Annotated in this window: 16 protein-coding genes; 7 read left to right on the forward strand and 9 right to left on the reverse strand. The window is 66.5% G+C overall.

Annotated elements, in window-relative coordinates:
* Positions 1-3 precede the first annotated feature (3 nt).
* Positions 4-261: a hypothetical protein gene (locus ACOQPH_RS04765; protein ID WP_420623581.1), complete on the reverse strand. Its 258-nt coding sequence runs from the start codon at positions 259-261 to the stop codon at positions 4-6.
* A gap of 219 nt (positions 262-480) precedes the next feature.
* Between ACOQPH_RS04765 and ACOQPH_RS04770 the strand changes: the two genes are divergently transcribed.
* From ACOQPH_RS04770 to ACOQPH_RS04780, 3 genes are all read left to right on the forward strand, one after another.
* A complete protein-coding gene (locus ACOQPH_RS04770; protein ID WP_420623582.1) occupies positions 481-2,730 on the forward strand; it encodes a xanthine dehydrogenase family protein molybdopterin-binding subunit in 2,250 nt (749 codons plus the stop codon).
* 102 nt (positions 2,731-2,832) lie between these two features.
* Positions 2,833-3,576, forward strand: a complete 744-nt coding sequence (locus ACOQPH_RS04775; RefSeq protein ID WP_420623583.1) for a hypothetical protein — start codon at positions 2,833-2,835, stop codon at positions 3,574-3,576.
* On the forward strand, positions 3,573-4,298 hold the full coding sequence (locus ACOQPH_RS04780) for a nucleotidyl transferase AbiEii/AbiGii toxin family protein (protein WP_420623584.1): 726 nt from the start codon (positions 3,573-3,575) through the stop codon (positions 4,296-4,298). Before ACOQPH_RS04775 ends, ACOQPH_RS04780 begins: the two co-directional genes overlap by 4 nt.
* Positions 4,299-4,415: 117 nt before the next feature.
* Here the strand turns inward: ACOQPH_RS04780 and ACOQPH_RS04785 are convergent, their stop codons facing one another.
* From ACOQPH_RS04785 to ACOQPH_RS04800, 4 genes are all read right to left on the reverse strand, one after another.
* Positions 4,416-5,447, reverse strand: a complete 1,032-nt coding sequence (locus ACOQPH_RS04785; protein ID WP_420623585.1) for an NAD(P)H-dependent flavin oxidoreductase — start codon at positions 5,445-5,447, stop codon at positions 4,416-4,418.
* A gap of 139 nt (positions 5,448-5,586) precedes the next feature.
* The gene (locus tag ACOQPH_RS04790; protein WP_420623586.1) at positions 5,587-6,798 is read right to left on the reverse strand and encodes an LLM class flavin-dependent oxidoreductase; all 1,212 of its coding nucleotides are present in this window, start codon (positions 6,796-6,798) and stop codon (positions 5,587-5,589) included.
* Positions 6,799-6,854: 56 nt separating this feature from the next.
* Positions 6,855-7,598, reverse strand: a complete 744-nt coding sequence (locus ACOQPH_RS04795; RefSeq protein WP_419552930.1) for an SDR family oxidoreductase — start codon at positions 7,596-7,598, stop codon at positions 6,855-6,857.
* Positions 7,599-7,695: 97 nt separating this feature from the next.
* A complete protein-coding gene (locus ACOQPH_RS04800; protein ID WP_420623587.1) occupies positions 7,696-8,934 on the reverse strand; it encodes a CaiB/BaiF CoA transferase family protein in 1,239 nt (412 codons plus the stop codon).
* 25 nt (positions 8,935-8,959) lie between these two features.
* Here ACOQPH_RS04800 and ACOQPH_RS04805 point away from each other — a divergent pair, with 25 nt between their 5' ends.
* From ACOQPH_RS04805 to ACOQPH_RS04820, 4 genes are read left to right on the forward strand one after another with little or no spacing between them, the layout of a single operon-like run.
* Positions 8,960-9,700, forward strand: a complete 741-nt coding sequence (locus tag ACOQPH_RS04805) for a class II aldolase/adducin family protein (RefSeq protein WP_420623588.1) — start codon at positions 8,960-8,962, stop codon at positions 9,698-9,700.
* A 17-nt stretch (positions 9,701-9,717) separates the two neighbouring features.
* Positions 9,718-11,088 carry an aromatic ring-hydroxylating oxygenase subunit alpha gene (locus ACOQPH_RS04810; RefSeq protein WP_420623589.1) on the forward strand — a complete coding sequence of 457 codons (1,371 nt, stop codon included), beginning with the start codon at positions 9,718-9,720 and terminating at the stop codon, positions 11,086-11,088.
* Positions 11,085-11,615, forward strand: a complete 531-nt coding sequence (locus ACOQPH_RS04815; protein WP_420623590.1) for a 3-phenylpropionate/cinnamic acid dioxygenase subunit beta — start codon at positions 11,085-11,087, stop codon at positions 11,613-11,615. The genes ACOQPH_RS04810 and ACOQPH_RS04815 overlap by 4 nt, the downstream gene beginning before the upstream one ends.
* Before the next feature lie 10 nt (positions 11,616-11,625).
* Positions 11,626-12,402 carry an SDR family oxidoreductase gene (locus ACOQPH_RS04820; protein WP_420623591.1) on the forward strand — a complete coding sequence of 259 codons (777 nt, stop codon included), beginning with the start codon at positions 11,626-11,628 and terminating at the stop codon, positions 12,400-12,402.
* Positions 12,403-12,532: 130 nt separating this feature from the next.
* On the opposite strand, the gene ACOQPH_RS04825 is transcribed toward ACOQPH_RS04820, so the two are convergent.
* From ACOQPH_RS04825 to ACOQPH_RS04840, 4 genes are all read right to left on the reverse strand, one after another.
* A complete protein-coding gene (locus tag ACOQPH_RS04825; protein ID WP_420623592.1) occupies positions 12,533-13,192 on the reverse strand; it encodes a TetR/AcrR family transcriptional regulator in 660 nt (219 codons plus the stop codon).
* Between the two features lie 68 nt (positions 13,193-13,260).
* Entirely contained in the window at positions 13,261-14,148 is an 888-nt protein-coding gene (locus ACOQPH_RS04830; RefSeq protein ID WP_420623593.1) for a class III extradiol dioxygenase subunit beta, read from the reverse strand.
* The gene (ligA, locus tag ACOQPH_RS04835; RefSeq protein WP_420623594.1) at positions 14,145-14,543 is read right to left on the reverse strand and encodes a protocatechuate 4,5-dioxygenase subunit alpha; all 399 of its coding nucleotides are present in this window, start codon (positions 14,541-14,543) and stop codon (positions 14,145-14,147) included. The genes ACOQPH_RS04830 and ligA overlap by 4 nt, the downstream gene beginning before the upstream one ends.
* Before the next feature lie 23 nt (positions 14,544-14,566).
* A complete protein-coding gene (locus ACOQPH_RS04840) occupies positions 14,567-16,465 on the reverse strand; it encodes an alkyl/aryl-sulfatase (protein WP_420623595.1) in 1,899 nt (632 codons plus the stop codon).
* Positions 16,466-16,470 lie beyond the last annotated feature (5 nt).

Consider the following 16,470-nt stretch of genomic DNA (forward strand, 5'->3'; position numbering starts at 1 on the left):
CGGTCACCACACCGCCGAGCGGTAGAACACCACCACAGCCGGCTGACCCGCCCGGTCAGCGTGCACATCAACTCGGCGGCCTGACTGGTCCGTCGCCACGATGTCCGGCAAGCGGGATCCCACCTCGGGGCCGGTCGGGAAGTCACCCAGCGGGATTCGGCGACTCCCATTGCCGGGCGGCTCGGGCATGTTGAAGCCCTCAGCATCCTCGAAGTACGGACCATTCGAGGGGCCGCCCCTGGTGTCAAGTGTGATCTCCATCGGCCGCTCTGATCCTCTGCCGTGCGGCGTCGATCATTGCACGCTGGTCGTCCGCGTTTCCCGGTACGAGAGCCCCGCCAGGGCAGCGGCGGTCCCAGCCGGGAGTGCTCGGCCACGCGTTCGGCAACAGATTGCTTCAATCAAGCGGCCAGCCGGGCAGCAAGCCCGCTGTCCGGGAGCGCCGCGCTCGCCGTAGGAGCGGCAAGCTACGTTGCAGCCGTGGCTACTTCAGGATTTAGCGGGCGGCGCGAAGACGAGCCGCTGCTACGCGGTCAGAGCACCTACATCGACGGACTCGATGTCCCCGAGCTGGCCGGAGCGGCGCAAGCCGTCTTCGTGCGCTCGGCTGAAGCCCATGCGCGGCTCGCGTCGGTCGACGTGACCGAGGCTCGGGAGGCCGACGGGGTGCTCGCCGTGCATCTCGGCCCCGAGGTCGACGGATGGCCGTTCCCGCCTCGCCTCCCGTCGATGAACCGCGACCTGTGGCGGCCCCTCATGGCTTACGACACCGTCCGCTTCGTCGGCGAACCCATCGCACTGGTGATCGCCGAGACGCGTGCCGCGGCGGTGGACGCAGCCGAGCTCGTCGTGGTCGACTACGAACCGCTGCCCCCAGTCGTCGACCTCGATGCGAGTCTCGATGGCGCGACCCTGCTGCATGAGCACGCCGGGACGAATGTGGCCCTGGCCTGGGAGCTCGACCCCGTCCCCGAAGAGGTGTGGGCCAGCTGCGACGTGATGGTGGAGTTCGACTTGGCGCACCCGCGTCTGGGCCCGCACCCGATCGAACCGCTCGCCGGCGCATCGAGTTGGGGTGACGACGGGCGCTGCACGGCGTGGGTGTGCTCGCAGCGGCCTGCGGGCGCCAAGCACGTCATCGAGACTTTGCTCGGGCTCGAACCCGGAACGGTGAGGGCCATCTCGCCCGACGTGGGCGGCGGGTTCGGCGCCAAGGGCGGCTGGGGCTGCTACCCCGAAGATGTGGCGGTCGCGTGGGCGGCGCGCGAACTCGGACGGCCGATCCGCTGGGCGCAGACCCGCTCCGAAGCATCCCTGGCCATGGGCCACGGAAGGGCCTCCCGTCACCGGATCCGTATCGGCGGCAATCGCGACGGCACGATCGTGGCCTACTCGGTGGATGCGCTACAGGACAGCGGTGCCTATCCCGCCATGGGCACCAACGTCACTACGAACCTCCGCAACAGCGGCACCGGGGTGTACGACATCGCTCACGCAACGCTGCGCGGCACCTCGGTGGTCACCAACACGACTCCCACGGTGGCGTTCCGGGGCGCCGGTCGACCCGAAGCGGCCTGTTCCATCGAACGGGCGGTCGATCGCTTCGCCCAGGCCATCGGTCGAGACCCGCTTGAGGTCCGCATGGCCAACTTGGTGCCAGCCGACCGGTTCCCGTACCGCACGGCCGTCGGAGCCACCTACGACAGCGGGAACTACCCCGAAGCGCTGCAGATGGCTGTGGAGCTGGCCGACTACGAGGGTCTGCGCGCCGAGCAGGCTGATCGGCGAGCAAACGGGACCAGCGAGACATTGCTCGGCATCGGCGTGAGCTGCACCACTGAGATCACCGGCGGCGGCGAGGGGGAACGGGCCACGGCCCAGCTCGCAGCCGACGGCACCGTCGACGTGGTGGTGGGCACGTCGCCCCACGGCCAGGGCCACGAGACGACGTTCGCTCCCGTGGTTGCGGCCCAGCTCGGCCTCGACGTGGACCACATCACGATTTCGCACGACGACTCCGACCGTTCCCCGATCGGCGGGGGGACGATCGGGTCCCGCTCGGCCCAGCTGGGCGGTTCTGCTGCCCACGGAGCAGCCATCGACCTGGTGGCAGCGGCCCGAGAGCGTGCAGCCGAGCTGCTTGAAGCCGACCCCGACGATGTGACGCTCGACACCGGGCGCGGGCTGTTCCATGTGGTGGGGACACCGGCCCGTTCGCTCGGCTGGGCCGACCTGGGCGAGCTCAGCGTCGACCATCACTTCCAGCCCGAAGACAGGGCCGGTTCGTTCTCGTTCGGTGCTTGCGTGGCCGCAGTGGAGGTTGACCCCTCAACTGGCGATGTGCAGGTGCGCCGGTTGTTGAGCGTCGACGACGCCGGCGTGATCCTGCAGCCGGTCCTGGCCCACGGGCAAGTACACGGCGGCCTGGCGCTGGCTGTCGGCGCTGCGCTGTATGAGGAGATGTTCTATGACGACGAGGGCATTCCCATGACCGTCGGCCTCGCCGACTACCTTCTGCCCTCCGCTGCGGAGCTTCCCTTCTTCGAGTGCGACGAGACCGAGACTCCCTCGCCCCTCAACCCACTGGGGGTCAAGGGCATCGGCGAGTCCGGGACCGTCGTCGCGACCCCCGCCATTCACAGTGCAGTGCTCGATGCATTGGCGCCTTACGACGTTGAGCATCTCGACCTGCCGCTGACACCCGAGAAGATCTGGCGTTCACTGCAGTGATCCGGTCGAGATCGGCGTATCCCCCCGAGCCGCATCATGGGTCAAGGGGAGCTGTGCGCGAATGTATATATAAACGCGAGATACTATTGATACGATGAATCCATGGCCGCGCAACTCCGTTCGGCGCAGTTGTCGCTGAGGATCGGTCAACAGGATCTTGACCGGATCCGCGAGGCCGCACTTGTTTCCGGCGAGACAGTTGCGCGCTTCCTCCGTGAGGCGGCCCGGGAGCGGTGCAGGACTGTGGAGGGGCGGCAGCCGGACGACGTCGGAGCTTCGTGTGCCGAGTCACCGGACCAGCTCAGGCGAGTCGAACGCTTGGTGCTCGCTGCGGTGACGTCGTCCGCCAGTCTCCGCAGCGTTGCGGGCGTTGCCAGGGCCGCAACGGTGTCATGGTCAGCGGCGCGCCACGCGCTGGACACGCTGTCCGCACGCGGCACGGTGAGAATTCGTGCCTCGGAGCGGGGCCGCCGCAGTGGCGTATGTGAGGTCAGTGTCTGGGAGCCTGCCGTTGCCTCCCCTGATTTTGAACAGTTGCTTGCTCAGGCCAAAGGTGTAGGCCTGCCTCCGCCATCGCCGAAACGTGTGCATGCGGGGCACTTGCCATCCGAATTCTGGTCGCTGTTCTGGAACCACCCAGATCCGTCGTCGCTGCGACTGCCCGACGATGAGGCCTACGTCGCCAACCGGCTGCTCAATGGCCCGTCGGCGCGCGCGGCGTTGTGGGCGTCAGTGCGCATGTCCACCAGTGCGCTCCGAGACTGCTTGCCGTTGAGATCGACCCAGCCCAGGGCGCGTGCACTCATAGAGAACGCGCTGGCGCATCGCTGTACCGCGCCGCAGTGAATTCTCTCGGCGAGCAACCCGGCAGTGGCGAATCCGGCATTGAGGGGCCCGGTAGCGACTCTCTCGAGAACTGGTCCGATGTGCTCGACCCGGAGACCCGCGCTTGCTGGCCGCTGGTCGCAGCGGTCACCCCGCCGTCGGGCGTGCTGGTGGGCGGTACCGCGCTGGCCGTGCACCTGCGGCACCGCCGCAGCAGAGACCTCGATGTCTTCGTGCATGAGGTGTTCGACTCGGGAGCGATATTGGACGACCTGCGAGCGATCGCAGAGGTCTCGGTCATGTCAGTCGCGGACGGCACGCTCAAGTGCCAGGCAGATGGTGTGAAGGTGCAGTTCCTGCATGCGCGCGACCAGAGACAGATCGATCCGCCGGGACTCATCGAGGGATTGGCTGTCGGATCGGTTCGCGACATCGCAGCAACCAGGTACAAGGTGATCGGCGATCGAGGCGAGCTTCGTGACTATTTCGACCTCATGTGCATCACCGTCGATGCCGGCATCAGCCCGAGCATGGGGCTACGTCTGTACGCCGAGCGGTACGGAATCGGTCTGGATCACGCAAGCGTGGCGCACGTTGTGATGGCACTCGGCTCTTTCGACGACGTGGCTGACGACCCATGGCTCGCAGAGGCAGCGCCGGAGGCGAGCTTCACGACAGCCTCGTCCTACTGGCGCCAGCGCCAACCGGAACTGGCTGCCTGGCTGGCCACCGCATTTGATTGACCGGACGGCGGGGCGCCATGCTGAGCGCACCAGCGCGATTGTCCGCATTCTGGACCTCGACAGCGACTCGGCTTGGCGAGCGCCGCCGACGGGTCGACATAGCGACAACCGTCGCTGTCACCGGCCCAGGAGCTGTCTCGCTTCCTCAACGACGCTGGTGACGACGTCGCCGGCGCCCGGCAGGTCGTCGAGCAGATCGAACCCGGCGCCGGCATAGAGGGGCTGCATCTGGTCGTCGTCGGCGGCCACCGCGGCCCGTTGCAGGTCCGCACGTACTGCGGCCTGCAGCAGGCCGGGCAAGGGTGTTCCGCCCTGTTGCGCCCAGTGGTCGGTGAACTCCGACCTCAGGACCCGCGCCCACTGGCCGGTGAAACCGTCGGTGAGCACGGTTGTGCCGTGTCCCGAGATGAGGCGGTCCTTCCAGAGCTGGCTCGCCTGTGATTCGGCTGTGGCCACGAATCGCGTGCCCATGAGCACGCCTGCAGCGCCGAGCATCGTGGCCGCCGCAAGGCCGCGCCCGTCGACGATGCCGCCGGCCGCCACCACCGGAACCTGGTCATCGATCGCCTCGACAACCTGGGGGACCAGGGTGAACGTCCCGGTACCGACGGCTTCGGCGGCAGGCAGCTTGCGGCCGTGGCTGCGGTGCCCGCCTGCTTCGAGACCCTGCGCGATCACCACATCGCTTCCGTGAGCGACGGCGCTGGCGGCGTCGGCTGTCGTCGCCACCATGGTCACAACGCGAGTCCCGATTTCGTGGAACCGCTCGACCAGCTCAGCCCCGGGGATACCGAGACCCGCAGAGAAAACGGGAATGCGCTCGTCGATCATCACCGCGAGCGCGGCATCGACGAGATCGGGCATCGGCCGGGGTGCTTCGAGTGTCGAGGCAAGGTCGAATCTGGGTCGGAGTTCGTTGAGAACGCTCTGCACCGAGCGGACGAGGTCCGAGTGGTTGGCGACGTCAGGCGGCGTGCGAACGTCGTCGTGCAGCCAGAGGTTGACGCCGAATGGCCGATCCGTGAGCTGCCGCACTCGCTCGATAGCCGAGCGCACGGCGTCGGGCCGAAGATTGAGCGCGGCCAGGATCCCGAGGCCTCCGGCGTTGCTCACCGCAGCGACGAGTTCGGGGCCGGCTACGCCCCCCATGCCCGACTGCAGCACAGGTGAGGTGACACCGATGACGGCTTCGAGCCGCTTGGGATCCCCGGGAGTCAGAATTCCCGCACCCTAGGCGGGCCAGCGTTGGCCCCAGTCGGGCGCCGGCGCGGGTTGGCGGGTGCGGCTGTCAGTCGGTGTCGGCGCCGAGGCGAGGCGTGAATGCGGTCTTGCCGGTGCCGCCTCCCTTGAGCGCGGCGGCGGCTCGTTCGTTGTCGAAGATTTTCGCAAGTATGGCCTTGCCCGCCCGGTCGAAGTACTCCCGGTTCTCGATCACGAACTCGTTCGACTCCTGCATCGACGCGAGCTGACCGCGCACCGCGGGGATGACGTGGCGCGCCACCAGGTCCCAGCTGCGGAACATGGCCTCGGGTTCGGCCCAGTCATTGACAAAGCCCATCATCACGCCGAACCCGCCGGTGACCGCCTGCATCCGCAGGATGTTCTCGATCAGGTCGTCCGGCGTGCCGATGACGCCCGCGGCGGTGTCAGGGTTGGCGTAGAAGTCGATGGCCTCCGCAGTGGACCCCAGCGGCTCGAGGCCCGGACGCTGCAACGTGTCGACGTTGTATTCGTTGTGCCACCGCAGCAGCCCGTGCTCAACCTCGCGATGGGCCTGCTCGCGGGTGGGAGCCACATGGAAGTTGAACATCACCCGCCAGTTGGCCCGGTCCACAACTTGGTCGTGCTTCTGCGCGGCTTCTTCGGCGAAGCTCCACTGCAGCGGGAGCGATGCCAGACCGTCGGTGGACATTGACCCGATCGACAGCACGCCCATGCCGTACTTGCCCGCGAGCGTCATGCCCGACGGGCTGATCATCGACGCCGTCGTCATCGGTATCTCGTGCTGGTACGGCAGGATCTGCAGCTTGGCGTCGTACATCGAGAACCAGTCGCACTCGTAGGTGAAGCGCTCGCCGCCTGCAAGCAGCCGCTTGATGACCGGGATGGCTTCGTCCTGGCGGTCGCGCAACAGCATGGGATCGATGCCCAGGGTGTGGGCATCGGACGGCAGCGCGCCCGGGCCGGTGCCGAGCATCGCCCGCCCGAAGCTCATCTGGTCAAGCTGGACGATGCGCTGGGCGACGCTAAAGGGGTGGTGGTAGGGGATGGAGGTGACGCCGGTGCCCAGCTTGATGCGGCTGGTCCGCATGGCGGCGCCGGCCAGGAACATCTCGGGCGAGCCGATCGTCTCCCAGCCGGTCGAATGGTGCTCGCCGCACCAGAACTCGTCGTAGCCCAGCCGGTCGAGGTGGGTGACGAGGTCGAGATCCCGTTGCAGCTGCAGCGTAGGGCTCTCCCCGGGGAGATGGTGGGGGGCCAGGAATGCGGCGAATTTCACCCTCGGGACCCTACCGAAGCGGTGCGACGCCGGAGCGAGCGAACATCACTGCGTCCCTAGCTGATACTGCGGCCGCCGTCGACGTCGAGACAGACGCCAGTGAGAAAGCTGGCCTCGTCGGAGGCAAGGAACATCACGGCGTTGGCGACGTCGGTGGGGTCGGTCATGCGGCCCATTGGGATGCCGTCGATGATCGACTGCTTCAGCGGATCGGGCAGCGTGTCGCTGCCGGTCGCCCGAACGAAGAACGCAGTCTCCGACGCCACGGGTGCGACGCAGTTGATCCTGATGTCGGGCGCAAACTCCTCGGCCAGGCCTCTCGTCAGGATGATCGCCGCCGCTTTGGACGCGTTGTAGGGCGTGAAGCCCTTGCGAGGCCGTTTCCCGCCGATCGATGCCGTGCTCACGATGGAGCTCCCCGGCCCCATGTGCGGCGTGAAGTGCTTCACTGCGAAGTAGATGCTGCGCGTGTTGACCGCCCACATGAGGTCGAACTCGTCAGTGGGAACGTTCAGCGTGTAGCCGGCCCGGTGCGAGAACCCGGCGTTCGTGGCCACGATGTCGATGCCGCCCCAGGTGTCGGTCATCAGCTGGGCCAGCTCCGCATGGGCGTCTTCGTCGGTGACATCGAGCCGGAATGTCAGCGCCCCATCCAGATCGGCGGCGACTGCTTCGGCACCGTCGATGTCGATGTCGGTCACCATCACCTGGGCGCCGCGGCCGGCGAACCCCTGGCTGATCGCTCGCCCGAAGCCGGACGCACCGCCGGTCACGATCACCCGTTTGCCGCCAAAACGCATCGTCACTCCGTTCTGTCGTGAATCGCTCCGCTAGGAGACGTTCTCCCGTGAGCGGATCGTAGGTCAGGCTCTGGCGAGCACTCTCGGTGCTCACCGCTCAGGGTGACGCAAGGATGCCCTCGGCTTCGAGTTCGTCGATCGATGCTGCGTGGTAGCCGATCTCGGACAGGACTTCGCGGCCGTGCTCGCCGATGCCGGGCGCAGGTCGCCGGATGCCGGCAGGTGTCTCGGAGAACTGCTCGGGAGGCGGGATGACCCGGTACGGACCTGCGACGGGGTGCTCGTCGACCGGGAGCTGCTCGATGAGCTCGTCGAGCGTGGCGGCCTCAGTCGCCGGGATCCCGTGCGCTGCGCAGAATTCCAGCCAATCGGCGGTCGTGCGCTGGCTGAGCACGGTCGCGACGTCGCGGTACAGGCTGTCGCTGTGGACGACGCGCTCGATGGGCGTCGCGAAGCGTTCATCAGTGGCGAGATCGAGGCGACCCCCGGCTTCGAAGAGAGCGACGTAGTGCGCCTGGTCGTAGGGGAGGATGTTGATCCAACCGTCAGCAGTCGGCTGCGGCTTGCGCTCGGGCGTCAGGATGCGGGCATAGCCGGCGTCCGCGACGGGAGGCTCGGAGATCGCGCCCGAGCCGTGCTCGGTGAGCACGAAGGCCCGCATGACGTTGATCATCGGGATCTCGATGCATTGCCCCTCGCCGGTGAGGGACCGGTGGTACAGGGCGGCGAGGACAGCGTTGGCGATGGTCAGTCCGCAGACCTTGTCGGCAACGAGGCTCGGCAGCAGCATCGGCTCGCCACCCATTCGACGGAAGAGGTCGCCGACGCCGCTGGCGGACTGGATGATGTCGTCATAGGCGGGTGCGTCCGCCTGATCGCTTGACGACGGGTAGCCGTGTGCCCGGCAGAACACGATGTTGTCTCGGACTTCCCGTACCGCCTCGTAATGCAGGCCGAGGCGTCGCAGCGGGCCGGGACGGAGGTTGGTGATCATCACGTCGCACGTCGCGGCGATGTCCAGGAATGCCTGGCGGCCACGCGGTTGCTTGAGGTCGATCGCAACGCTGCGCTTGTTGCGCAGGAGATTGAGCGAGATGCCCGAGAACCCCTCGGCCGGGCCGGACCCCATGGTGCGGTTGCGGTCGCCCTTCGCAGGCTCGACGAAGATGACATCGGCGCCGAGGTCCCCGAGCATGCGCGTGGCAGCCGGACCCATCAACACCGACGAAAGGTCAAGAACCCGGACCCCCGCCAGCGGCCCGTGAGTATTCGTGTCCGGTTTGGACTCAGTCGAAGGTCGGTCGCGTTCGGGATGCGCAGAGTCGTCGGGTGTCATGACAGTGCGGTTATAGCCTCAAATCGTGAGCGGCGGCCTTGATCGGCTTCGGCGTGAGGTTGCCGTTGGGTGTCGGGTGATGGCCTATCGCGGGCTGGTCGAGAACATCTTGGGGCACATCAGCTTGCGGCTCGACGGCAACCGGGCGCTGGTGCGGTGCCGTGGGCCCGAGGAAGCGGGACTTCGGTTCACGACGCCAGAAGACGTGCGCGTCGTCGATGTCGACTCGGGCGAGATCATCGACGATCCCGGTGGCGACTACAGGGTGCCGAACGAGCTGCCGATCCACACGTCGGTGCTTGCGGCCCGTCCTGACGTTGCCTGTGCGGTGCACGCCCATCCGCCCGATGTCGTGGTGGCCAGCCTTGCGGGGTTCGCACTCGAGCCGATCTTCGGCGCCTACGACATCCCGGCGACCCATCTCGCAGCCGTCGGCATCCCGGTGCACCCGCGTTCGGTTCTGATCCGCACCGACGAGCTGGCCGCAGAGATGGTGGCGTCGCTGGGCAGCGCCGAGGCCCTCGTGCTGAAGGGGCACGGCGTGGTGACCATCGGGGCTGACGTCGCCGAGGCGGTGCTGCGGGCCCTGCAGCTCGACACGCTTGCCCGTATTCACCTGCGTGTGCGCTCCGCAGGCATGATTCCCGAGGCGATTCCGAGCGCCGACCTGGCCGAAATGCCGGACCTCGGCGGGGCCTTCAACCGTGAGACCCTGTGGCGACACCACCTGGCGGCTCTCGAACAGGACCGAATTGGGCTGAACTAGGGCACGGGGGAGGACTTATGGAGATCGACGAGGTCACCGCCGCGGTGCGTCAGGGCCTCATTCCTGCATACCTGTACAACGACGCCGAAGTGTTCGAGCTGGAGCGGGCTCGGCTGTTCGGCCGGTCGTGGAACTTCCTGGCCCACGAGTTCGAGATCGCCAAGCCGAACGACTACGTCGTCCGCAACATCTTGGACGATTCGTTCCTGGTTACCCGCGACAGCGACGGACAGATTCATGTGATGTTCAACATGTGCGTCCACCGAGGCATGCAGGTCTGCCGTGCCGAACGCGGCAGCGCCCGGACATTCCGGTGCCCGTACCACGCATGGACCTACCGCAACGACGGCCAACTCGCCGGGCTGCCGTTCCACGCGGACGCCTACGGCGGCAATGCGGGCTTCATCAAGGAAGGTCAGGCACTCCTGCCGGCCCCGTCGATCGCAGTTCACAACGGAATGATCTTCGCCAGCCTCGACCCGGACGCCCCCGACTTCGAGACCTGGCTGGGGGACTTTGCATTCTACCTCGACTTCTACACCGGCCAGAGCGCTGCGGGGATGGAGTTCCGCGGCCCGCAGCGCTGGCGCATCGAGGCGAACTGGAAGATCGGTGCCGAGAACTTCATGGGCGACAGCTACCACACGCCCCACACCCACGCGAGCGTGGTCGACATTGAGCTCTTCGGCGAGCCGAAGCCCTACAAGCGCAAGGAGGGCGTGCTGTGGCACGCGGGACCCGGCGGCGGCACCACCTACAAGCTGCCGGCGGGCAACGGGTTCAGAACAGGACTGCAGTACGTCGGCTACCCCGACGAGATGATCGACCGCATGGAGGAGAGGCTGAGTGCTCCCCAACGTGCGCTGGCAGGGGAGTCGGGCTTCATGCCGTCGGCGGCGACGCTGTTCCCCAACCTGAGCTTCGTCCACAACTGGCCCCAGACCGACGGCGAAGGGCGGATCACGCCGTTCATCTCGGTGCGCCTGTGGCAGCCCGTCGGACCCGGCGAAACCGAGGTGTACTCGTGGTTCTGCGTGGCGGCCGATGCCCCGGACGACTACAAGGCCGCTTCGTACAAGGCGTACTTGATGTGTTTCGGGTCGTCGGGGATGTTCGAGCAGGACGATGTCGAGAACTGGGTGTCGATCACGACGATGGCACGGGGATCAATGGCACGAAATCTGCTCCTCAACAACCGCATGGGCCTGACGCTCGACGGCGATCCGATTGTCGAGCAATTCGAGGGCTTCGGTGGCCCAGGCACGGCGTACCAGGGCTTCGGCGAGCACAACCAGCGCCACTGGTTCTCGATGTGGGCCGAACTGGTCTCCCGGCCAGCACCCGAACGCGAGATGATCGCCTTCGGCATGGGGGAGACGCTCGCATGAGTTTGCAGCGGGCCCGGGCCCCGCTGCCATACAGCGACTCGCGGCACCAGTCCGCTGCGCAATTCCTGGTGGAGGAAGCGCACCTTCTTGACAGTGCCGACTTCGAGGGATGGCTTGAGCTCATGGATCCGCAGATCCGCTACCGGATGCCGGTGCGAGTCACGGCCGTGAAAGCAGCCGACGAGGCCGACGTGCAGACGATGGATCACTTCGACGAGGACTGGTTCTCGCTGTCCAAGCGAGTGCAGCGGTTCGGGACCGATTACGCGTGGACCGAGGATCCCCAGAGCCGGATCCGCCACCACATCTCCAATGTCCGGACCTTCGAGGGCGACGGCGACGAGCTCATCGTGGAATCGGCGGTGCTGCTGTATCGCTCTCGTGGCGACCGGACAGCACCGAGCTTGCTGTCCGCCGGTCGGACCGACGTCCTGGTACCGACGCCGGACGGGATGCGCCTGCGATCGAGGGACATCCAGATCGACGAATCGGTGCTGCGCACCCAGAACCTGGCCATCTTCCTGTGACGATCTCTCCATGAGCAGGCTGGCCGGCAAACGAGCACTGATCATCGGGGCAGGCTCAGGCATCGGCCGAGGTGTGCATGACGCCTTCTTGGCCGAGGGAGCCAGCGCGGGCACGCTGGAGATCGATCCGCTCAAGTGCGAGGCGTTGGCCGAGGTGTCGGCCGGGCCTGTCATCTGCGGCGACGCCACGAGCGCGAACGACAACGACGCCGCTGTGGCGGCGATGCTCGACGCATTCGGGGGCATCGACACGCTGGTGAGCTGCGTCGGGCTCTTCGACTACTACCTCGGGCTGGCCGAGCTTCCCCATGACGTCCTCGACGAAGCGTTCACCGAGGCCATGGACGTCAATGTGCGTTCCATGCTGCTGGCGGTCCGGGCTGCCATCGAGCCTCTGAGCGAGAGCCGGGGGTCGATCATTCTCACCGGCTCGACCAGCAGCTTCATGCCCGGCCGCGGGGGAATCCTGTACGTGGCCAGCAAGTTCGCCGTGCGGGGCTGCGTGATGTCGCTCGCCCACGAGCTTGCACCGGAGATACGGGTGAACGGGGTTGCCCCAGGCGGCACGCACAGCACCGACCTGCGTGGCCTTCGCTCCCTGGGTTTGCACGACCGATCGCTCGGGCAGGAACCGGATCGAGCCGAGTCCATCCGCCAGCGCAGCCCCCTCGATGTCGCTCTCGGCCCCGCGGACCACGCCGAGAGCTACGTATTCCTCGCATCCGAAGCGTCACGGGGCATGACCGGCCGCTTCATCCACAGTGACGGCGGCGCCAACCTCGCCTGACAGGCGGCGCGGAGACGTTACGGCCTGAATCACGAAGCCTCCGGGTTCTTTGCGCAATTTTGCCGCCTGAGGCGGCATTTCTGCACAGTGAATTGCGGCCGACGGTCTGAGCGAAAGGTTGCGTGAGGGCTCAGGCTTCTGGCGTCAATCCCCACACCGCGACTCGGACGGCGTCTTCGAGCTGGGTCACCATCTCGTCGTAGGCGATCCTGTCTGTGACGAGGCGCCGCATGAGGACCTGCCAGAGCGAATAGAGGTTGAAGGCGAGCGTGGCTTTGGGCACATCAGGGTTGAGCATGCCGTTAGCGCTCGCGTCGTCGAGCAGCGAGGCGAGCTGCTTGGAGAACCAGTCAGTGAATGCTTCGGTACCGGTACGGCCGGACCTGCTCACATAGGGGAGCTCCTTGAAGAACGATCGAGCCAGTCGGCGATCCGCTTCGTGGTGGTCGGTGACGTGGAGCAGCAGCGTCATGATCTGATCGACCACACTCGCTGAGCGGTCGACGAGCTCGAAGGCTTCGGTCCACGCCTCGCCTGCCACGTGGACGAATGCGCTGACGAGCAGCTCCTCTTTCGACTCGACGTAGAGATAGAGCGTGCCTGCGCCAATTCCTGCGGCCGTGGCGATTTCCGCGGTGGTGGTGTCCTCGAAGCCCTTTTCTTGGAAGAGGGCGGTGGCAGAGGCAACGATGCGCCGCTGCTTGTCCAGCTTGTTGCGCTGGCGTTTGCCCATTTCGGTGACGTCGAGGTCGGCGTCCTCGCCGAGAATTGGGTCACCCGTGATCGACATCGTCGTCTAACGCTAGCGACGCTGGTAGCGCCGGATTTTCAGTGTCGCCGGACACAGGCGCGAGAGCGCTAGGAGTGATCTTCCAGGATGAGTTGGCCGACGGCGGTGTTGCTGGCCGGCACGTGATATAGGCGGTGGACAACTGTGGGCGCGGCACTGTCGGCACGGCCGGCCGGGTCGGCGACATCGGCACAGTCGGCCATCGCCCCTCGTGCAATGAGCCACATGACCAGCTCGATGCCTTCGGAGCCGGCCTCGCGGACGTAGTCGATATGGGGCATGCCGGCTAGACCGGCGGGATCGGCAATCAGTCGATCCATGAATGCCTTGTCCCACGGCTGGTTGATGAGACCGGCGCGAGGCCCTTGGAGCTGGTGGCTCATGCCGCCGGTGCCCCAGATCTGAACGTTGAGATCGTTGTCGAAGCTCTCGACGGCGCGCCGGATGGCCTGGCCGAGCTGCAGGCAGCGCCGGCCCGATGGGACCGGGTACTGCACGACGTTGACAGCGAGCGGCACGACCGGGCAGGGCCATGCCGGGGGCTGGCCGAACATGATCGACAGCGGGACCGTGAGCCCGTGGTCGACCGTCATCTCGTTCACCAGGGTCAGATCGAAGTCCTGCTGGATCACGGAGTGCGCGATGTGCGCCGCCAGCTCCGGGTGGCCGTGGACGGTTGGCACGGGCCGGGGTCCCCAGCCTTCGTCGGCGGGTTCGTAGCTCGCTGCCAGGCCAAGGGCGAACGTCGGGATCATCTCAAGCCCGAACGCGTTGGCATGGTCGTTGTAGACGAGGATCACGGCGTCGGGCGGGTTCTCCCGGATCCACGCTCGGGCCGGTTCGAACCCTGCAAACAGCGGCTGCCAGTAGGTTTCGCCGGTCTTGCCCTGGTCGATGGCGACGCCGATGGCGGGCACGTGGCTCGTGAAGACACTGGCGGTGATGCGAGCGCTCACTGCTGCGCCTCCCACTCGCTCAGGTAGCGGTTGCCGTCGGGAGATCGGCCGCCAGCGAGCATCATCGCCTTGTGGCCCTCCTCGTCGTTCTCGGTCATTGAGCTGACGATCTGGACGAACGACAAGCCGTCGGTGGCGCCAATCTTTGCCAAGAAATAGATATTGCCGCCGAGGCCGATCAGGCGGTTGAAGTCGCGGTCGAGCACACTGGCCTTCTGCTCATGGGACATGTTCCATTCCTCGACGTAGGCACGCTCGTCGGCACGGAACCGCTCGCGGTTCGCCTCACTCATCAACGACATGCAGAACTGGTTGAGCCAATAGCCCTTCCGGGCTTGTTCGGTATCGAAAATGGTGGTGCCGGGCACGTCGAGGTAGGGCTTGTCGAGCGGCATGGGTGTCTCCCAGGGTGCCGGGGTCAGGGTTCGATCAGGGGTGCCGTGGTGAACACTGTCAGGCTTTCGAGCAGCGCTCGCACCAACTCCTGATTGCCGGAGATTTCGGCTCGCTCGAGCGCTGCCACATCGTTGAGCGCCGCAGCCAATGTTGCCCGGTCGGTGCGGATCGAAGCCGAGGCATCGGGATCGACGGCATTGGGCCTGTGGTGGATGGCCGAGCGGCCGACGCCGAACACGTGGTTCTCACCGAGATCGGTGAGGTGGACATTCAACGTGAACGGACCTGCGTCGAACGCAGCAGGATCAAAACGGACGCCGATCACGTCGAACAGATGCTCGGCGGTCATGGCCCCTGACATGTCCCGGGTGGGAACTCGGCCCCAGTCGGGACTGCCCTCGCGGAGCTCCTTTGCACCCATGAGATAGGCGTTGCGCCACGTCGCCGACTCGGACTGGTAGCCGAGTTGCTCGAGCGCGTCGGCCTGCAGGTTGCGAGCTTCCTGGTTCGACGGGTCAGCGAAGACCACGTGATTGACGACTTGGGCAACCCAGCGGTATTCGCCCCGCTCGAAGCATCGGCGCGCCTGCTCCAGCACGGCTTCGGCACCGCCCATGAACTCGACGTAGTTCGAGCCTGCCTCAACTGGCGGAAGCGGATCCAGGTTGGCCGGATTGCCGTCGTACCAGCCGAGATAGCGGTTGTACACCGAGCGGCAGTTGTGCGACACCGTGCCGTAGTACCCCTGCACGTGGGACTGGTCGAACTCGGCGGGCAGGCGAAGCTGGGCTGCGATCTCGGTGGGCCGCAACCCTTGGTTGGCCAGCCGCATCGTCTGGTCGTGCATCCAGCGGTACACGTCTCGCTGCAAGGAAAGGAAGGCCCGCACGTCGTCCTTGCCGAACCGGGGCCAGTGGTGGCTTGCGAACATGACGTCGGTGTCGGCGTCCCACAGGTCCGTCGCTTCTTGGATGTACTTGCTCCATGCGAGTGCGTCACGGGTTTGCGCACCGCGGATCGGGTACAGGTTGTGCAGCGTGTGCGTGCAGTTCTCGGCCATGCACAGCAGCCGCTTGTCCGGGAAGAAGAAGTTCATCTCGGCGGGTGCCTCGGCATCGGGCGTGTTCTGGAAGACGATCCGGATGCCGCTGAGGGTCCGTTCCTCGCCGGTCTCGGTGATGGTGTCAGTCGGGGCCAGCAGGTCTGACCGTGCCAAGCCCATCGCCGAGCCCAAACCGCAGTCGACATGCCCGAGCGGTCCGGGCGCCAGCAGGGGACCGAACTGGTATGCCGCCCGCCGGCCCATGATCGGCCCTGCGATGACGAACTCGCTGACCACTTCTTCGAGGAATCCATCGGGGGCGACGATCTGGACGTCGCCGCTGGCTACGGCTTCGTGAGTCGTCACGCCCAGCACGCCGCCGAAGTGGTCGACGTGGGAGTGGGTGTAGATGATCGAGGTCACCGGGCGAGCGCCGAGGGTGCGGTTGGCTAAGTCCAGCGCGGCCGCAGCCGCCGCCGCATTGGTCAGCGGATCAATGACCAGCCAGCCGTCGGTGCCGGCCATGAACGTGATGTTCGCAATGTCGTAGCCCCGGACTTGCCATACGCCGTCGGCCACCTCGAACAGCCCGTGGTTGACGTTGAGGCGGGCCTGCCGCCACAGCCCTGGGTGCACCGAGGGGGGAGCCTCGGCCGTTTCAGTGACGAAGTCATGGCGGGCGACGTCGAACACGACGTGGTCGCCAAGGGTGACTCGACCGCCGTCAAGCTGGGTGATGAGTCCCCGGGTTGCTCGATCGAAGTCGCCAGGGTCGTCGAAGGAGATCGCGGCCGCCGCGGAGTTGGCCGAGACGGTGAACGGCGTCGGCGCCTTTGGACCCACCGGATCAGGGCTGGCCGCCTTGTCGTCGCGGTTCATGGAGG

The organism is Candidatus Poriferisodalis sp. (genome assembly GCF_965221945.1).
GTDB lineage: Bacteria > Actinomycetota > Acidimicrobiia > Acidimicrobiales > Poriferisodalaceae > Poriferisodalis.

Coding starts and splice junctions, on each gene's coding strand:
- ACOQPH_RS04820 (WP_420623591.1), top strand. CDS start 11,626: ATGAGCAGGCTGGCCGGCAAACGAGCACTGATCATCGGGGCAGGCTCA.
- ACOQPH_RS04775 (WP_420623583.1), top strand. CDS start 2,833: ATGGCCGCGCAACTCCGTTCGGCGCAGTTGTCGCTGAGGATCGGTCAA.
- ACOQPH_RS04800 (WP_420623587.1), bottom strand. CDS start 8,934: ATGACACCCGACGACTCTGCGCATCCCGAACGCGACCGACCTTCGACT.
- ACOQPH_RS04810 (WP_420623589.1), top strand. CDS start 9,718: ATGGAGATCGACGAGGTCACCGCCGCGGTGCGTCAGGGCCTCATTCCT.
- ACOQPH_RS04795 (WP_419552930.1), bottom strand. CDS start 7,598: ATGCGTTTTGGCGGCAAACGGGTGATCGTGACCGGCGGTGCGTCCGGC.
- ACOQPH_RS04825 (WP_420623592.1), bottom strand. CDS start 13,192: ATGTCGATCACGGGTGACCCAATTCTCGGCGAGGACGCCGACCTCGAC.
- ACOQPH_RS04815 (WP_420623590.1), top strand. CDS start 11,085: ATGAGTTTGCAGCGGGCCCGGGCCCCGCTGCCATACAGCGACTCGCGG.
- ligA (WP_420623594.1), bottom strand. CDS start 14,543: ATGCCGCTCGACAAGCCCTACCTCGACGTGCCCGGCACCACCATTTTC.
- ACOQPH_RS04840 (WP_420623595.1), bottom strand. CDS start 16,465: ATGAACCGCGACGACAAGGCGGCCAGCCCTGATCCGGTGGGTCCAAAG.
- ACOQPH_RS04765 (WP_420623581.1), bottom strand. CDS start 261: ATGGAGATCACACTTGACACCAGGGGCGGCCCCTCGAATGGTCCGTAC.
- ACOQPH_RS04785 (WP_420623585.1), bottom strand. CDS start 5,447: ATGGGGGGCGTAGCCGGCCCCGAACTCGTCGCTGCGGTGAGCAACGCC.